Here is a 17,133-nt window from a genome sequence, read left to right as displayed (position 1 = left end):
CCCGGGCGCGGACCCGGAGTGAGGATCATGGCGTGTCGCAGCCTGCCCAGCCCGGCTATCCGTTCTCCGCTGTCGTCGGCCATGCCGATCTGCGGTTGTCGTTGCTGCTCAACGCCGTGCACCCGGGGATCGGCGGGGTGCTGGTGCGGGGCGAGAAGGGCACCGCGAAGTCGACCGTGGTGCGGGCGCTGGCGGCGTTGCTGCCCCCGGTCGAGGTGGTGTCGGGGTGCCGGTTCTCCTGCGACCCGACCGCGCCGGACCCACGGTGCCCCGACGGTCCGCACGCCGCCGTCGTCGCCGATCACCGGGCGGCGCGGTTGGTCGAGTTGCCGGTGGGTGCGACCGAGGACCGGCTGATCGGCTCGCTGGACCTGGAGCGGGCGCTCAGCGAGGGCGTGCGCGCCTACCAGCCCGGCCTGCTCGCGGCGGCGCACCGCGGCGTGTTGTACGTGGACGAGGTCAACCTGCTGCACGACCACCTGGTGGACCTGCTGCTGGACGCGGCCGCGATGGGCCGCGCGCACGTCGAGCGGGAGGGCGTGTCGGTATCGCACGCGGCGTCGTTCCTGCTGGTCGGCACGATGAACCCGGAGGAGGGCGAGCTGCGGCCGCAGCTGCTCGACCGGTTCGGGCTGACCGTGGAGGTGCGCGCCGCCCGGGACATCGACACCCGCACCGAGGTGATCCGGCGCAGGCTGGCGTTCGAGACCGACCCGGCCGGGTTCGCCGCCGAGTGGACGGCCGCCGACGCGGAGCTGGCCGAACGGATCGTGGCCGCCCGCGCGGCGCTGCCGGGGGTAGCGCTGCCCGACGCCGAGCTGCGCCGGATCGCGTCGGTGTGTGCCTCCTTCGACGTGGACGGCATGCGCGCGGACCTGGTGGTGGCCCGCACCGCCGTGGCGCACGCGGCCTGGCGGGGTGCGGCGGCGGTCGCGGAGGCGGACATCGCCGTGGCGGCCCGGCTGGCGCTGCCGCACCGTAGGCGCCGCGACCCGTTCGACGAGCCCGGCCTGGACCAGGAACAGCTCGACCAGGCCCTGCGCGACGCGGCGGCCGATGCCGACCAGGAACCTCCCACCCCGGACGACGACCCGACCCCGGACGGCCCCGGTGGCGGTGGGAGCCCCGCCGACGGGGACGACAACGGCGGCCAGACACCGAACGGCAGGCACACCGAGGCGCCGCGCGGCGGCGACCACACTCAGGCCCCGACGCGCCCCGACGAGGCGTTCCGCGCCCGGGTCCTGGAGATCGCCGGTGTCGGCGAGGGCGCGCCGGGCAGGCGTTCCCGGTCGCGAGCGGGCGCAGGCCGGGCCCTGCGCGCGTCGACCACCCAGGGTTCGGGCATCCACCTCGTCGGCACCGTCACCGCGGCTGCCCCGTTCCAGCACGACCGGGGCCGCGACGGGACGGCGCTGATCGTGCGCCCGGGTGACGTGCGCCGGGCCGTACGCGAGGGCCGCGAGTCCAACCTGGTGCTGTTCGCCGTGGACGCCTCCGGCTCGATGGCCGCGCGCAAGCGCATGGCCGCGGTCACCGGCGCCGTGCTGTCCCTGCTCCGCGACGCCTACCAGCGCCGCGACAAGGTCGGCTTGATCACTTTCCGCGGCGGCGCGGCCGAGCTGGCCCTGCCGCCGACCTCCTCCGTCGAGGCCGCCGTGGCCCGCCTGCGCGACCTGCGCACCGGCGGCCGCACCCCGCTCGCCGACGGCCTGCTGCGCGCCCGCAAGATCCTCGCGGTGGAACGCCTGCGCGACCCACGCAGGCGCGCCCTGCTCGTGGTGGTCACCGACGGCCGCGCGACCGTCGCCGCCACCGGCCGCACCGGCGACCCGGTCACCGACGCCCTGCGCGCGGCTTCGGTGCTCGCCGCCGAGGGCGTGGCGAGCATCGTGGTCGACTGCGAGTCCGGCCCGGTACGCCTCGGCCTGGCAGGCCGCCTGGCCGTGGCGCTCGGCGCCACCGGCCTGCGCTTGGAGGACCTCTCGGCGGACACCGTCGCGGGCGTCGTCCGCGCGGCCCGTGCCGCCTAGGGCATTCCATGCCGCACACACCGGACCAACCCGGAACCCACCGGACACGATCGACCAAGGACCGACGACAAGCCCTACCCAGGTCGGACAAACCCGGACGCGACTCTCGGCAAGTGCGGCCCGCACCCGGAAAGCCTGGCGGTCCACGTGGCTCGCCTTACCCTGGCCCCCTTGTATCGCACGCATCAGACCGGCTTCCCGCACGGCGGGAAGCGGCGCCCCCGCGAGCACCTGTCGCGCTCCAGGCTTCGACACCGCGCGTCGGGATCGGGACAGCGGACCGAGCGACCGATCGACGAGGAGAAGTCGAGCATCGACGGATGTCAGCGTCCGGCTGGTCACGCTCGTCGCGGTCGACGCCGAGACAAGCCGCACCCATCGGCGGGCATGCCTCATCGTGGCGTAGCGGGGTGATCGGACGAGATGCGTCCGCCCGGGTTCCGGCCGGGGACCCGGTGACACCGAAGGGGAACGCGGTCGAGCTCCTCGACCATGATCAAACGGCGAAGGTGACCACAGGACTCGCCAACGCACGTGCGCCTCGGCATGGACACTCGACCAATCTTGTCCATATAGGACAGTCGTGGCGGGTTCTAGGATCCGGGTAGTCATGGCTGCTCCTGGAAAGTTCCGAAGTCGTTTGGGGACAACGTCATCGTCGTGGATCCGTCGGGACTCGGCATCGGAGCCAGGTCCGATCTTTCGGGTACGACCTGGCTCCGATGCCACCCACCCGACTCCTACCGTGCTCCGATCTCGAAAGTAGGGAAACCGCCATGCCGCAGGGGAAGCCGAGCGTTGTCCCGCAGGACGGGCTCACCACCCGGCAGCGCCGGAACCGGCCGCTGGTCGTGGTGCACACCGGGGAGATGAAGGGAAAGTCGACCGCCGCGTTCGGGCTAGCGTTGCGCGGGTGGAACCAGGGGTGGTCGATCGGGGTGTTCCAGTTCGTCAAGTCCGCGAAGTGGCGGGTCGGCGAGGAGAACGCGTTCCTGGCGCTGGGACGGCTGCACGAGCAGACCGGCGAGGGCGGTCCGGTCGAGTGGCACAAGATGGGCGCGGGCTGGTCGTGGACGCGCAAGGCGGGCTCCGAGGAGGACCACGCCGAGGCAGCGCGCGAGGGATGGGCGGAGATCTCGCGGCGGCTGGCCGAGCAGCGGCACGACCTGTACGTGCTGGACGAGTTCACCTATCCGCTCAAGTGGGGCTGGGTCGACGTGGACGAGGTGGTGCGGGTGCTGGGTGAGCGGCCGGGGCACCAGCACGTGGTGATCACCGGGCGGGACGCGCCGCCCGCGCTGGTCGAGGCGGCCGACCTGGTGGCGAACATGACCAAGGTGAAGCACCCGATGGACGCCGGGCACAAGGGGCAGAAGGGGATCGAGTGGTAGCCCGCCTGGTCGTCGCCGCCCCCGGGTCGGGCAGCGGGAAGACCACGGTGGCCACCGGTCTGATGGCGGCGCTGCGCCGGACGGGTCACGTGGTGGCGCCGTTCAAGGTCGGCCCGGACTACATCGACCCGGGCTACCACACCCTCGCCGCGAGCAGGCCGGGCCGGAACCTGGACCCGGTCCTGGTCGGCGAGCACCGGATAGCCCCGCTGTTCCGGCACGGGTCCGCGGGCGCGGACGTCGCCGTGGTCGAGGGCGTGATGGGCCTGTTCGACGGCCGCATCGGCCACCACGTCGATGTCGGCGGTTACGGCTCCACGGCGCACGTCGCGGGGTTGCTGGACGCGCCGGTCCTGTTGGTGGTGGACGCGCGCGGGCAGAGCACGAGCCTTGCCGCGCTACTGCACGGATTCCGTTCGTACCGCCCGGGAGTACGGATAGCGGGCGTGGTTCTGAACCAGGTCGGTTCAGACCGGCACGAAGAAGTACTACGCGAGGCGTGCGGAGACGTCGGGCTACCTGTCCTGGGAGCAGTGCGGCGCGCGAGCGAGGTGGACGTGCCGTCCCGGCACCTGGGTTTGGTACCCGCCGCGGAACATGGGGATCCCGCGGTGCGCGCGGTAGCCGCCATGGCCGACCTTGTGGCGAACTCCGTGGACCTGGCGGAGGTCTTGCGTATCGCGCGATCCGCGAGCACCTTCGACGGACCCGCGTGGTCATCCTCGGACGAGGTGGCACCGGTGGAGAACGCACCGGTGATCGCGGTGGCCGGTGGTGCGGCGTTCACGTTCGGCTACACCGAACACGTCGAACTGCTGCGGGCAACGGGGGCCGACGTCGCGGTCGTGGATCCGCTGCGGGACGAACATCTCCCGCACGGAACGGCGGGCCTGGTCTTGCCGGGTGGGTTCCCGGAAGCGCACGCGGAAGCGTTGTCCGCGAACAGGTCCCTGTGCGCGGACGTGGCAGCGCTGGCGGACACGGGCACACCCGTACACGCCGAGTGCGGCGGCCTGCTCTACCTAGCTCGTGAACTGGACGGCCATCCCATGTGCGGTGTCATCCAGGCCGACGCCACCATGTCCCCCCGGCTCGTGCTGGGTTACCGGGACGCGGTAGCCACGACGGATTCCGTGCTGTGGCAGGTAGGCACGCGCGTCGCAGGACACGAGTTCCACCGCACGCGAACGGTGCCTGCGCACGGCGAGACCCCCGCGTGGGCCTGGCGTGGCCACGATGCCATCTCGCACCGAGAAGGCTTTGTCCACAGCGGCCTGCACGCGTCCTATCTGCACACGCACCCAGCCGGAAACCCCACCGCGATCCACCGATTCGTCACAGCTGCCCGCGACCACGCGCGCCCTCACCAGCCCGGGTGACCCGGTCCCCCTCACGCGCCCGAGGACAGCCCCCGCCCATCCCAGGGGGCCTGCCCCGGATACAGCCTACCGAATTCGAGACGTTGTCAAGAGGGGCGGAGATGATCTGTGGAGCGATTCCGGGGGTTGTGGACAACTCGCCGGGGATCCCCGGATTTCTACATTACCGCCGGTAGGCGCGGTGGCGCGCGGAGCCATCCACAGGAGCTGGAGCGCCGGACTCGTCAAGCGTCGCTGCGTACCTGTGGACCGCTCCAGGCATTGTGGATAACCCACGGGGGATCCCCGGATCTCTACGTTACCGCAGGTAGATGACATCGTGCGCGAAGTTGTCCACAGGAGCTGCGGAGTGCAGGCCCGTCAAGCGTCGCCGTGCATCTGTGGACTGTTCGGCGGATTGTGGATAGCTCGTGGGGGATCCCCGGATTTCTACGTTACCGCTGGTGGGCGAGGTCGTGCGCGGAGTTGTCCACAGGAGCCGTGGAGCGTGGGCTCGTCACGTGGTGGTGTGCGCGTGGAGATCCTTCAACGGGGTTGTGGGCAACTCGGTCAAGCAGAACGGAAACCGCGTGATCGTCAGGCGATCCACCACCACCCTGCCCCGAGATCTATCACCGGATGGATCGCGCCGTCGAAGTCGAAGGTCGTCGAGGGATCGACTTTCCCCGGTATGTACGCGTAGCCGCAGGTCTCGTCAGCCGTCGTCCGCACGGGCACCAGCCACACGCGATCGTCGCCATGGCGGCCGATCGGTTCCAGGCAGCCGTACTCGGACAGCTCCTGGAACTCGGGCGGGAGCGAGACACCCGCGCACTTGTAGTCGTCGGCTGCCTCAAGGTGATGCTCCTCCTGCCACAGCGCGAGGTTGTTGAAGGTGTCGCTGTGCAGGTCGAAGTAGGTCACCGCGTACGTGTGCGGCCAGTTCGGCAGCAAGGCGCCGGTAGTGAGCAGCGCGGACAACACCGCGAGGTACACGATCCCCCGCCACCGCGCGCGGCGCCACACCTGCAAGCCTGCCGCGATGGTGGCCGCCACAACGCTGAACCAGACGATGGTTCGCCACGCCGTCCAACCCCACAACAGAACCTGGAAGTAGTGGACGACGAACAGCGTCGCCCAGGCCGCGAACAGTCCCACCAGTGGCCATAGCACGCGCGGTGGACGTGGCGTGGTGGTCGGCAGGTCGAGCGGCATCATTGGCACCACCACCAGCCGTCGCCGAGGGCGATCGTGGGCTTGATGGGGATGCCGTAGCCGTCGAGTGTCAGTCCCGGTTCGGGTTCCCCGACCAGGTGGACGTATCCGACCGCGCCGTCCGGGATGAACGCGCCGCGCGCGAGTAGGTATGCGTGCTCGTGGTTGTTGGTGCCGACCTCCGCGAGGCTCCCCTGCATGGACAGATGCGCGTACGCCAACGGCAACTGCGGACCGTAGTAGCCGGAGGGGGCGGTGCTCAACCACTCGCGGTCCTGGGTCAACTGTCCTACCGTCAAGAACTCACCGCGGTGGATGTAGTAGTAGGTGACGGCGTTGACGTGCCACCAGTTGACCGAGGCGACAATGGCGGCGAGCGCGGTGGTGATGACGGCCAACTCGGCGAGGCCGAGCCACCTTGCCCAGCGCCATACCCACGGCAGGACGGCGACGGTCGCCGCGAACGGGATCAGCCACGCGCCGTAGATCACCGGGATGGCCAGGATCCACAGGTAGGACAGGATCTCCATCTGGAAGTACTGGACGGCGACCAGCACCGACCACGTCCCGGCCAGGCTGAGTGTCAGCGGCCACCACTGGGGGCGGTCAGGACAATCGGTGACCGAAGGATCGAGTTGATCCAGTTCGACACGCAAGCAAGGCCTCCTCGGGCAGTCGGCGCCGATCGCCGTCACCTCAATAGACGCTGTCCGGAATTCCGTCGTTGCCGCTATTGCGTGGAGGTGTGGTGAACCGCGTGGAGGTCTGGTGAACGTGCCGTGGAAAGGTGCGCACAAAACTCGGCCCCGCGTTCCACCAAAGGAAACGCGGGGCCTTGTGAGCCTGGGTCAGAGAGTGCGGCCGCGGGTGAGTCCACGGTGCAACAGCGCCGCGAACGCCACGCCGATACCCGCGTAGAGCACTGCCGAGGTGCCCAGCGAGGCGGTCCGGAACTCCCACAGCACGGACGGCGGGAAGCCCGTCGGGACCTCGTTGATCGCGGGTAGCAGGGCGGCCGCGACGCCCACCACGACCAGGTATCCCGCGCCGCCAGCCAGTGTGGACCACCAGCCGCCCCACCGGCGGGACAGCGCGCGGGCGGCCACGACCGCCAGCACCAGCGCGACCAGCGAGATGGCGATCATGCCGAAGAACAGCCCGGTGCGTTCCCCGATGGTCGCCCCGTTGCCCACCGCGGGCGGGTTCGCGGGGTACTTCAGGAACGGCACCAGAACCACGCCCACGTAGGCCAGTCCGGCCACGGTCACCGCGCTCGCGCGCGGAGAGAGAGACCCGAGCCGGCCATAGGCGAACGCGAACGCGAGGCTGAACAGACCGCCCAGGCCGAGGCCATAGGCGACGGCGCCGATGCCCAGACCACCGGTGGCCTGGAACGCCCGGGAGACCGGTTCCTCCTCGGCGGGTTCCTCCGCCGCCGTGCCGTGGTCGTGCGCCTGGCCCGCGTCGCCGTGCGAGTGCTCGTGCGCACCGCCGGACTCCTCGATGCTGATGGCCGCGTCCACGGACGGCTCGCCGAACGCGGAGGCGAAACCGAACGCCAGCAGTCCGCCCACGAGCCCGGCGAGGAGACCCCACACGAGCAGTGAGCGGACCGTGAGCGTGTTCTGCTGTTCAGTTGTCACCGTGTCGGTCAGTGGCACGGGAAGCCCAGCAGGTGCCGCGCGTCGTGGACGAGCTCGTGCACCGTGGTGCCATCGAACACGGCCAACGCGCCCTGCTCGGCGCCGACGAAGTACAGCGCGATAAGGGAGAGAATCCCGGTGAAGATCGCGTACGGCAGGATCTGCCGCACCGGGATGCGCACGGGGATGGGGGTGGGGACGGCGACGGTGTGCGTCGTCATGATCGCCTCCTGGAGGGCTTCACGCGGCCCGGTCGGTGGAGCGTGCGACGGCGAAGGGTCTGACTCCGGAAGTCCCTCCCGGGCGTTCACCCGGGGTGGCCTCCCGTCACAGTGGCGCGGCCGTGCCGGAGTCCCACCGGCTTCCTTCTACCATCTTGGTCGATTGAGGAACGTAGGTCAGCGCGCGCGACGGTGTCAACGCGGCCGAATGGGCAGGTGGGAAATGTCATCCGGCAGGTCGGACGGGTCCGGACGGAGCAGGCGGTCGTGAGAGTCGTGCTGATCTGCCACGGGGCCACGGCGGCGACGCGCACGGCGGCCTTCCCGGCGGACGAGCCGCTGACCGAGGCGGCGCTGCGGGACGCCGCGGCGGGGCCCGACCTGGGTCGGGTCGACCGGGCACTGCGCGGCCCGATGCTGCGGTGCGCCCAGACGGCGGCCGCGCTGGGGCTGGCCGCCGACCCGGACGAACGGTTGCGGGACAACGACTACGGCCGGTGGCGGGGCCGCACGCTGGACGAGGTGGCCACCGCCGAGCCGGACGCGGTCACCCGCTGGCTGACCGACCCCGGGTCGGCCCCGCACGGCGGGGAGTCGGTGGTGGAGCTGGTGGAGCGGGTGGGGCGCTGGCTGGACGAGCGGCCCGCGGACGTCGGGCACACGGTGGCGGTCACCGCGCCCGCGGTGGTCAAGGCGGCGCTGGTGCACGCGCTGGCGGCCGGTCCGGCCAGCTTCTGGCGGATCGACGTGGGTCCGCTGGCGCGCGCGGTTCTGCGTGGCGGACCGGGTCGCTGGACGCTCAGGTGGATTGTCGACGGTTCGGCCTGACGTCCATTTTTCGGGCAAACGCGTGCGCATTCCCGCCGAATTGCGCACACCGAATCGTCTGCGCCATTTGGGCCGAACAGCCCATCAGATCCGCGCGTTGTCGATCACGCTCGGCCACCGGGATCCGGGTCCGGCGAGCGCTCCCGGCGCGAAGGGACCAGTCCGTCGCCCACACCAGGTCAACATTCGCCGACGCTGCGTCACCGGCAGCCATAAGGTCACCGGGTAGCCGGGTAGCGCGCGAGCGGGCAACGCCGTGGGTCATTTCGGGGACATGCGCCCGGCGGTCTTGCGCCGCGCGCGAATGTCGTGGACGCTCGACGCACCGATCACGTCCGATGATTTCCCCGACGCGAACTGTCGCGACGCGGCACGCGGGCGAACGTGGACGATGGCATTCCCGGCGGCGGTGCACGGGTCGGGCGCGCACGAGGCGGAGAAAGCGGTGACGCCGTGCTTCAGGCGGGTGCGGACCAGCCGGGCGGTCCGGGCAGGACTGCGGGCGGCCCCACCGATATCGACGCGTCCGGGATCGATCCGGACGGCCCGGCGGCCGAGCGGCCGGACGAACCCCGCGCGAGCGCCGACCGGCGTCGGGTCAACCTGTTCCACGGCCTGGTCGACCAGGCCGCCGCGGCCGAGGTCTCGCAGGACCGGATGCGCCACCTGTTGGACGCGGTGCTGTCGGTGGCGAGCGACCTATCGCTGCCTGACGTGTTGCGCCGCATCGTGGACGCGGGCTGTGAGCTGGCGGGCGCCCGCTACGGCGCCCTGGGCGTGCTCGACCACGACGGACAGCTCAGCGCCCTCACGCACACCGGCATCGACGAGCCGATCACGCGCGCCATCGGCGAGCTGCCGGTGGGCAAGGGCGTGCTGGGCATGGTGGTGGAACAGCCCCGGCCGGTGCGGGTGCCCGATCTGAGCGCGCACGCGGCCGCGGCCGGGTTCCCCGAGCACCACCCGGAGATGCGGTCGTTCCTCGGCGTGCCGATCCGGGTCCGCGGCGAGGTGTTCGGCAACCTGTACCTGACCGAGAAGATCGGTGGACGGGCGTTCACACAGGAGGACGAGGACGTGGTGGTCGCGCTCGCCGCGGCCGCTGGGATGTCCATCGAGAACGCCCGCAACTTCGACCGCGCCAGCAGGCGGGAGAGCTGGCTGCGGGCCACCACCGAGGTCACCGCCGTGCTGCGGACCAGCGTGTGCGACGTGGAGGGGCTCGACCTGCTGGCCCGCCGGGCCAGGGAGACCGCGGCCGGGGTGCTGGCGTTCGTCGCGGTGCCCGCGGGCGCCGACAACCTGCTGATCCGCGCCGCCGACGGGCTGCTGGCCGACGAGCTGGTGGACGAGCGGATGTCCGCGGGCGACAGCATCACCGGCGACGTGTTCAGCACCGGCCGGGCCCGGGTGCTCGGCGAGGTGGCCAAGGCGACGCTGCTCCGCTCCGCGACCACCTTCCAGCAGCTGCCGCGGGCGATCAGCGGCCTGGGACCCGCGCTGTTCGTGCCGCTGAGCACCGGATCGCGGCCGTCCGGGGTGCTGATGGTGGCCCGCGAGCACGGCGCCGACCGGTTCGACGACGAAGACCTGCGGATGATCACCGACTTCGCCACGCACGCCGCGCTGGCCATCGAGTTCGCCTACGCCCAGCAGGACCGGCAGCGGCTGGCGCTCTACGAGGAGCGCGACCGGATCGCCCGCGACCTGCACGACCTGGTCATCCAGCGGCTGTTCGCGATCGGGCTGGGCCTGCAGGGCCTCAAGCGGGCGCCGGACATCCCGGATGCGGCCGAGCGGCTGACCGGGTTCGTCGCCGAGATCGACCAGACCATCCGGGAGATCCGGCGCAGCATCTTCTCCCTGCAGCAGCCGGTGAACGGCCCCTACAGCCTGCGCGGCGAGATCCTGCGGGCGATCTCCGACGCGACCGCCGCCCTGGGGTACGAGCCGACCGTACGGCTGGAGGGTCCGCTGGACTCGGTGGTGCCCGCGGACGTCGCGCTGGACCTGATGGCCACGCTGCGCGAGGCACTGTCCAACGTGGTCCGGCACGCGGGCGCGGGCGGGGTGGCGCTAACCGTGGCCGTGGACCGGCACGCCACCCGGCTGCGGCTGCGCGTACAGGACGACGGCCGGGGCCTGCCCACGGACATCGCCCACCGCGGCGGGCTGGCGAACATGGTGCAACGCGCGCGCCGCTGGGACGGCGACTGCGCGATCGGTTCCCCCGCCGGGGGCGGGACCAGGGTCGACTGGGACGTGCCGCTGCGCGCGCACGCCGAGTCGTGACGCGAGGCCAGGAGGCACGTGGATGAGCATTTCCGTGTTCGTGCTCGACGACCACGAGGTCGTCCGCCGCGGGCTGCGGCAGTTACTGGAGGTCGAACCGGACATCGACGTGGTGGGCGAGGCGGCCACCGCGGCGCAGGCACTGGCCAGGATCCCCGCGGTGCGGCCGCGGGTGGCCATCCTGGACGTGCGGCTGCCGGACGGCGAGGGCGTGTCGGTGTGCCGGGACGTGCGCTCCTCGGTGATGCCGCCGCCCGCGTGCCTGATGCTCACCTCGTTCTCCGATGACGAGGCCCTCTTCGGCGCGATCATGGCCGGGGCCGCGGGCTACATGCTCAAGCAGGTCAGCGGCGACGACCTGGTCTCCGCGGTGCGCACCCTGGCGGCGGGCGGCTCGCTGCTGGACGCGGGCGTCACCGCCACCGTGCTGGACCGGCTGCGCGCGGGCCGCGCCGAGGACCCCCGCTACGCGACGCTGAGCCCGCAGGAGCGCAAGATCCTGGACCTGATCGCCGAGGGCATGACCAACCGGCAGATCGCGGGCGCGCTGTTCCTGGCGGAGAAGACGGTGAAGAACTACGTCTCCACCCTGCTGCACAAGCTCGGCTTCGACCGGCGCACCGAGGCCGCCGTGTACGCCACCCGCCTGCACAACGCCCAACGCGGCACCGGGACTCCCTGAGGCCCGCGGCGGTCCCGCGTCCCCTGACCGGGTGCGGCGTGTCGGCGGCGCGTCGAGCCGGGCGGGGGTAACGTCCGCGCCGTCTCGCGCTATACCGCATGAGGGAATCGGACACGACAGCGGGGTCCCCGCCGGGTGTCCGCGGCAGCGGAAGGGGGCCTCGGGTTTGCCGAACACCCTCGTGCCGTTGCCTGCTCCGCCGCCTGCCGGGCACATCCCCGAGGTCTGCCTGGTCGCGGGCGACGCGGCCGCCGCCACGAAGCTGGCTCCACTGGCCGCGGCGTTGCGTGGCAGGCGTGCGGTCCGGCCGCTCGTGCTGGTCTGCGGCGTCGACGCCCCCGCGGCCACGGCCGTGCTCTCCGGGTTCGACCTACCCACCGACGTGCTGGTGGAGCTGACCCGCGACGGACAACCGATCACCCGCACCGCCGCGCGGCTGCTCACCGGGCTCGACCACGCCTTCGCCGAACGGCCGCCGGACGCGGTGGTCGTCCAGGGCGACTCGGCGACCGCGTTCGGTGCCGCGATGGCCGCGTTCTGGCGGCGGGTCCCGGTGGTGCACCTGGACGCGGGCATCCGCTCCTACGACCTGACCGCCCCGTTCCCCCAGGAGGGGCACCGCAGGCTGATCGCCCAGGTGAGCTCGCTGCACCTGGCCGCGACCCCGGACGCGACGGCGAACCTGGCCGCCGAGGGGCACCGCGGGCCGAAGGTCGTCACCGTGGGCAGCACCGCGGTCGACGCCGGGTTCGCCGCGCTCGACCGATTCGACCGGCACCGGGACGACCGGGTGCGGATGGTGACGGACGCCGTGGTCGCGGGCGACGCGCGGCTGGCGCTGGTGTTGCTGGACGGGGCCGCCTGGACCGACCCGGCCGCCGCCAGCCAGCTGCTGCACGGTCTCGCCGACCTGGTGCTGACCTGCCTGGATCTGGAGATCGTGCTGCCGGTGGCGCGCGGCCCGCTGCGGCACCGGGCCTACGACATGCTGGGCAGGTTGGTCCGGGTGACGATCACCGACCCGCTGACCGCGCCCGAGCTGGTCTGCCTGCTGTCGGTGGCGGCGGCCGCGGTCACCGACTCGGCGACGCTCGCCGAGCAGGCGCCCAGCTTCGGCGTGCCGACCCTGGTGGTCGGCGGCGAGCCGGGCACCTGGGGCGAGCCGCGGCAGCCGCTGCACCCGTGGACGGCGGGTCCGGACCGGGCGGTGGTCAGCCGGATCGCGGAGAAGCTGGTACTCACCCGGGCCGCGCGGCTCACGGTCCCGCACCCGGCCAACCCGTTCGGCGACGGGTGCGCCGCCGACCGCTGCGAGCGGGCCATCCAATGGCTGCTGGGATTGCGCGACCGCCCCGAGGAGTTCAGCCCCGCGTCCTTGACCGGTTGATCCATACCACGCATCCTGTGCAGACCTCGCGCGACCGGGGAACGCCCCCACCGCTTCGCCACCTGCGACACCGGGGGTGCCACCCGTGCACGACGACGTTGCCGACGCCAGACCCGAGACAGCCCGGGAAAGCGGGCGGTGGACGGCGGCGCTCGCGCTGGCCACGGCCGCGACCTTCGTCGGCTGGTACGGGCCGTTGCAGGTGCTGTTGGCCAAGCAGGCCGACCTGATCTCGCCGCTGTCCAAGGAATCCGTGCTGGCGTTGGTGGCGGCGGTCGGCGCGGCGTGCTCGCTGGTGGCCAACCCGTTGTGGGGCGCGCTGTCGGACCGCACCGGCGGCAAGTGGGGCCGCCGCCGACCATGGGTGCTCGGCGGCGCGGTCGGTGGCGCGGTGGGGCTGTTGTTGTTATCCACGGCGGGTTCCGTGGCAGGCATGGTCGTCGGCTGGTCGCTCACCCAGATCGCGTTGAACGCCCCGTTCGCGGCGCTGAGCGCGGCGATCCCGGACGAGGTCCCCGAACACCGGCGTGGCACGGTCGGCGGCTGGTTCGGGCTGGCGCAGACGGCCGGGATCATGGCGGGCACCGGGCTCGCGCTGACCGGCGGCACCGTCCACGGCGGATATCTCGCGTGCGCGGCGTTCGTGGCGCTGGGTGCGCTGCCGTTCGCGTTGCTGCCAGTGGAGAGTCGCCCACTGCCGCGCACGAGCAAGCGGCTCTGGATAGACCCGCGCCGGTACCCGGACTTCGCCTGGGCTTGGGTGACCCGGTTCCTGATGAACCTGGGCAACGCGCTCGCGTTACTGTATTTGCTCTACTACCTGCAGGACCAGGTGCGCGTCGCCGACCCGGGGGGCGGCGTATTCACACTTACCGTCGTATACGCCGTCGCGATGCTCGCGACCGTGCTGCTGGGCGGGATATGGTCGGACCGGCTGGGCAGGCGGCGGGTGTTCGTGTGTGCTGCGGGCCTGGTCATGGCGGTCGCGTCCGGTCTACTGGTGGCGTGGCCGACCTGGCCGGGCGCGATCACCGCGGCGGCCGTGCTCGGCATCGGGTTCGGCATCTACACCTCGGTCGACTTCGCGCTTATCACCCAGGTATTGCCCAAAGCGGCAGACCGGGGCAAAGATCTCGGGATGGTCAATATCGCGAACACGCTGCCGCAGGTGCTCGCACCCGCGGTGGCCGCGCCGATCGTGGCGCACCTGGGCGGATACCCGGTGCTGTACTCGATCGCCGCCGCGGTGGGACTGCTGGGCGCGGTGCTGGTGTTCCGCGTCCGGTCCGTTCGCTGACAACCGGGATTTCACCGATAACAGAGATGGGGCACCGATGCCGTTCCCCGGATTACCGGACGATTTCTTATGGGGCGTCGCGTCCGCCGCCTACCAGGTGGAGGGCGCGGCCGACGAGGACGGTAAGGCGCCGTCGGTGTGGGACACGTTCTGCGCCGAACCGGGCCGGATCCGGGACGGCCACACGGGTCTCGTCGCGACGGACCACTACCACCGCTACCGGGAGGACGTCGCGCTGCTGCGCGACCTGGGCGTGGGTGCCTACCGGTTCTCGGTGTCGTGGCCGCGGGTGCTGCCGGGCAGGGTGGTCAACCCGGCGGGAATGGACTTCTACGACCGGTTGGTGGACGAACTGTGTGCGGCGGGCATCGCGCCCGCGGTGACGCTGTTCCACTGGGACACACCGCAGTCGGTCGAGGACGTGGGTGGCTGGCTGTCCCGGGACACCGCGTACCGGTTCGCCGACTACGCGGCGGTCGTGGGTGAGCGGCTCGGCGACCGGGTGCGGCTCTGGATGCCGGTGAACGAGCCCGTGGTGGTCACCATGTTCGGCTACGCGATGGGCATGCACGCGCCGGGCAAGGCGTTCGGGTTGGGGGCGCTGCCGATCGCGCACCACCTGCTGCTCGGGCACGGGCTGGCCGTGCGGGCGTTGCGCGCGGCGGGGTGCACCGGCATCGGGACCGCGAGCAACCACGCCCCGGTGTGGGCGGCGTCGGATTCCGCGGCGGACGTCGAGGCGGCCCAGACCTACGACGTCCTGGTGAACTGGCTGTTCGCCGATCCCGTGCTGCGCGGGCGCTACCCGGTGCCCGAGCTGGCGGCGGCGATGCCCGGCCCGGTGGCCGAGGACCTGGCCGTGATCTCCGAGCCGCTGGACTTCTTCGGCATCAACTACTACATGCCGACGTTGGTCGGCGCGCGCACCGGCGACCGGACCGGGACCGTCGACGGCGCCGCGCTGCCGCCGGGGCTGCCGTTCGAGCCGCGACCGATCACCGGCTACCCGCGCACCGACTTCGACTGGCCGGTGGTGCCCGACGGTCTGCGCGAGACGGTGGCGATGTTCACCGACCGCTACGGCAAGGACCTGCCGCCGCTCTACATCACCGAGAGCGGATGCTCCTACCACGACCCGGACCCGGTCGACGGCCGCGTGCCCGACCAGGCGCGGATCGACTACCACGACTCGCACCTGCGCGCGCTGGCCACGGCGGTCGCCGACGGCGCGGACGTGCGCGGCTACTTCGCCTGGTCGGCGACGGACAACTTCGAGTGGGCGGCCGGGTACCGCGAACGCTTCGGGCTGGTCCATGTGGACTACGCGACGCAGACCCGCACCCCCAAGGACTCCTACCACTGGTACCGGGAGGTCGTCCGCCGCGATCCCGGGGCGCTGGTGGTGCGCCCCAGGACGTCGACCGTGTCCCGCGACGCACCGGACGGCACCGTCGCGACCGAGTACGTCTACAGCGACACCGCGGGCCAGGCCGTGGACCCGCTGATACCCGGCTGACGTTCCGAGCCGCGCCGCTGGGCGCTGTCCGGTAAGTCTGGTGCGCGGGATCCGTGATCCGCGTGGTCTCTGGGCGTGCGGGCGGGAAGCCGCACGTACCGGGTTGTACTTGGGTTTTCCGCCCGTGCGGCCGGAGGCCGCGCGGGCGCGGATAGCGCGTGCCGGACTTGCCGGACAGCGCCTAGCGCGTCACGAGACCGGCGGGCGCGGGCACCCGTGCGGGCATGCGCACCACCTGTGCCGCGTACGTCAGGCCCGCGCCGAAGCCGATCAGCAGCGCCAGCCCGCCCGGCTCGGCCAGCCCCTCGGCGAGCAGCCGGTCCAGCGCCATCGGGATCGAGGCGGCCGAGGTGTTGCCGGACTCCACCACGTCCTGGGCCACCACCGCGTTCGGCGCGTCGATCTTGCGCGCGAGCGCGTCGATGATCCGCAGGTTGGCCTGGTGCGGCACGATCGCGGCCAGGTCGGCCGGGCGCACGCCCGCGCGCTCGCAGGCCAGCAGGGCGATCGGGTGGATCTCGGTGGTCGCCCAGCGGAACACCGACTGGCCCTGCATGCGCATCCGGCCGCCGACCGGGATCTCGATCAGCTCGGCGGACTCGGCGGCGCCGTCGCTGCCCCAGACGATCGGGCCGATGCCCGGCTCGTCGGACGCCTCCACCACGGCCGCGCCCGCGCCGTCGCCGAAGATGATCGAGGTGCCCAGGTCGGCCGGGTCCACCCACTCGGTCATCTTCTCCGTGCCCACCACCAGTACCCGGCGCGCCGAGCCCGCGCGCACCAGGTCGGCGGCCACCGCCATCGCGTAGCAGAAGCCCGCGCAGGCGGCGTTGAGGTCGAAGGCGGCCGCGTCCGGCGCGCCGAGCGCCTTGGCGACCGCGGCGGCGCGCACCGGCACCGGGGACTGCGCGCTGCAGGTCGCGACGATCACCAGGTCGATCTCCCGCGGGCCGTACCCGGCCTGGGTGAGCGCGCGGGTACCCGCGGTCACCGCCATTGCCTCCATGGCCTCGGTGCGGGCGAACCGCCGGGACACGATGCCGGTGCGCTCCCGGATCCACTCGCCGGTGCGCCCGAACCGCGCGGCGATCTCCGCGCTGCCCACGGCTGTCTGCGGCCGGTACGAGCCGAGCCCGACCAGCCGCGCGCCGCCGACCCCCGGGCCTTGGCGCAATGCGATGACTGTCACCGCCACACCATGGAGAATTACCATCGGGTAACGCTCGCCCTGTGATGAACTTCTCACCGAAAGTGTTATACGACAGTCACT

General features: G+C 72.0%; 14 protein-coding genes. 9 read left to right on the top strand and 5 right to left on the bottom strand.

The annotated features are described in order from the left end of the window. Nucleotides 1-32 precede the first annotated feature (32 nt). The 3 genes from C503_RS0103120 to C503_RS0103110 all read left to right on the top strand — a co-directional run bounded on the left by C503_RS0103120 (nt 33) and on the right by C503_RS0103110 (nt 4,803). Nucleotides 33-2,033: a putative cobaltochelatase gene (locus tag C503_RS0103120; protein ID WP_018680742.1), complete on the top strand. Its 2,001-nt coding sequence runs from the start codon at nt 33-35 to the stop codon at nt 2,031-2,033. Nucleotides 2,034-2,809: 776 nt separating this feature from the next. After that, entirely contained in the window at nt 2,810-3,424 is a 615-nt protein-coding gene (gene cobO, locus C503_RS0103115; RefSeq protein ID WP_018680741.1) for a cob(I)yrinic acid a,c-diamide adenosyltransferase, read from the top strand. Continuing rightward, a complete protein-coding gene (locus tag C503_RS0103110; RefSeq protein WP_018680740.1) occupies nt 3,418-4,803 on the top strand; it encodes a cobyrinic acid a,c-diamide synthase CobB in 1,386 nt (461 codons plus the stop codon). Before cobO ends, C503_RS0103110 begins: the two co-directional genes overlap by 7 nt. A 576-nt stretch (nt 4,804-5,379) precedes the next feature. On the opposite strand, the gene C503_RS0103105 is transcribed toward C503_RS0103110, so the two are convergent. From C503_RS0103105 to C503_RS0103090, 4 genes are all read right to left on the bottom strand, one after another. Then, a complete protein-coding gene (locus tag C503_RS0103105) occupies nt 5,380-5,997 on the bottom strand; it encodes a hypothetical protein (RefSeq protein WP_018680739.1) in 618 nt (205 codons plus the stop codon). Then, nucleotides 5,997-6,653 carry a hypothetical protein gene (locus C503_RS0103100; RefSeq protein WP_018680738.1) on the bottom strand — a complete coding sequence of 219 codons (657 nt, stop codon included), beginning with the start codon at nt 6,651-6,653 and terminating at the stop codon, nt 5,997-5,999. The genes C503_RS0103105 and C503_RS0103100 overlap by 1 nt, the downstream gene beginning before the upstream one ends. Before the next feature lie 192 nt (nt 6,654-6,845). Further along, on the bottom strand, nt 6,846-7,640 hold the full coding sequence (locus tag C503_RS0103095) for a CbtA family protein (RefSeq protein WP_033400186.1): 795 nt from the start codon (nt 7,638-7,640) through the stop codon (nt 6,846-6,848). An 8-nt stretch (nt 7,641-7,648) separates the two neighbouring features. After that, on the bottom strand, nt 7,649-7,861 hold the full coding sequence (locus C503_RS0103090; RefSeq protein ID WP_018680736.1) for a CbtB domain-containing protein: 213 nt from the start codon (nt 7,859-7,861) through the stop codon (nt 7,649-7,651). 267 nt (nt 7,862-8,128) lie between these two features. Between C503_RS0103090 and C503_RS0103085 the strand changes: the two genes are divergently transcribed. The 6 genes from C503_RS0103085 to C503_RS0103060 all read left to right on the top strand — a co-directional run bounded on the left by C503_RS0103085 (nt 8,129) and on the right by C503_RS0103060 (nt 15,863). After that, nucleotides 8,129-8,689, top strand: coding sequence for a histidine phosphatase family protein (locus C503_RS0103085; protein ID WP_033400185.1), 561 nt, complete (start codon nt 8,129-8,131; stop codon nt 8,687-8,689). 453 nt (nt 8,690-9,142) lie between these two features. After that, nucleotides 9,143-10,981 (top strand): sensor histidine kinase, encoded by a 1,839-nt coding sequence (locus C503_RS0103080; RefSeq protein WP_018680734.1) that lies wholly within the window; start codon nt 9,143-9,145, stop codon nt 10,979-10,981. 22 nt (nt 10,982-11,003) lie between these two features. Continuing rightward, the gene (locus C503_RS0103075; RefSeq protein ID WP_018680733.1) at nt 11,004-11,663 is read left to right on the top strand and encodes a response regulator; all 660 of its coding nucleotides are present in this window, start codon (nt 11,004-11,006) and stop codon (nt 11,661-11,663) included. 166 nt (nt 11,664-11,829) lie between these two features. Next, nucleotides 11,830-13,050, top strand: coding sequence for a UDP-N-acetylglucosamine 2-epimerase (locus C503_RS0103070; protein WP_018680732.1), 1,221 nt, complete (start codon nt 11,830-11,832; stop codon nt 13,048-13,050). A gap of 85 nt (nt 13,051-13,135) precedes the next feature. Beyond that, the gene (locus tag C503_RS0103065; RefSeq protein WP_018680731.1) at nt 13,136-14,347 is read left to right on the top strand and encodes an MFS transporter; all 1,212 of its coding nucleotides are present in this window, start codon (nt 13,136-13,138) and stop codon (nt 14,345-14,347) included. 37 nt (nt 14,348-14,384) lie between these two features. After that, nucleotides 14,385-15,863: a GH1 family beta-glucosidase gene (locus C503_RS0103060; RefSeq protein ID WP_018680730.1), complete on the top strand. Its 1,479-nt coding sequence runs from the start codon at nt 14,385-14,387 to the stop codon at nt 15,861-15,863. Nucleotides 15,864-16,044: 181 nt separating this feature from the next. Here C503_RS0103060 and C503_RS0103055 read toward each other — a convergent pair whose 3' ends face one another. Then, complete coding sequence (locus C503_RS0103055; RefSeq protein ID WP_018680729.1) at nt 16,045-17,058, bottom strand: beta-ketoacyl-ACP synthase III; 1,014 nt, start codon at nt 17,056-17,058, stop codon at nt 16,045-16,047. Between the last annotated feature and the right edge of the window lie 75 nt (nt 17,059-17,133).

The organism is Actinokineospora enzanensis DSM 44649, from assembly GCF_000374445.1.
In the GTDB taxonomy this organism is placed as follows: domain Bacteria; phylum Actinomycetota; class Actinomycetes; order Mycobacteriales; family Pseudonocardiaceae; genus Actinokineospora; species Actinokineospora enzanensis.
Note: the sequence above shows the minus strand (reverse complement) of the source record. Positions and strands in the feature narration are given on the sequence as shown.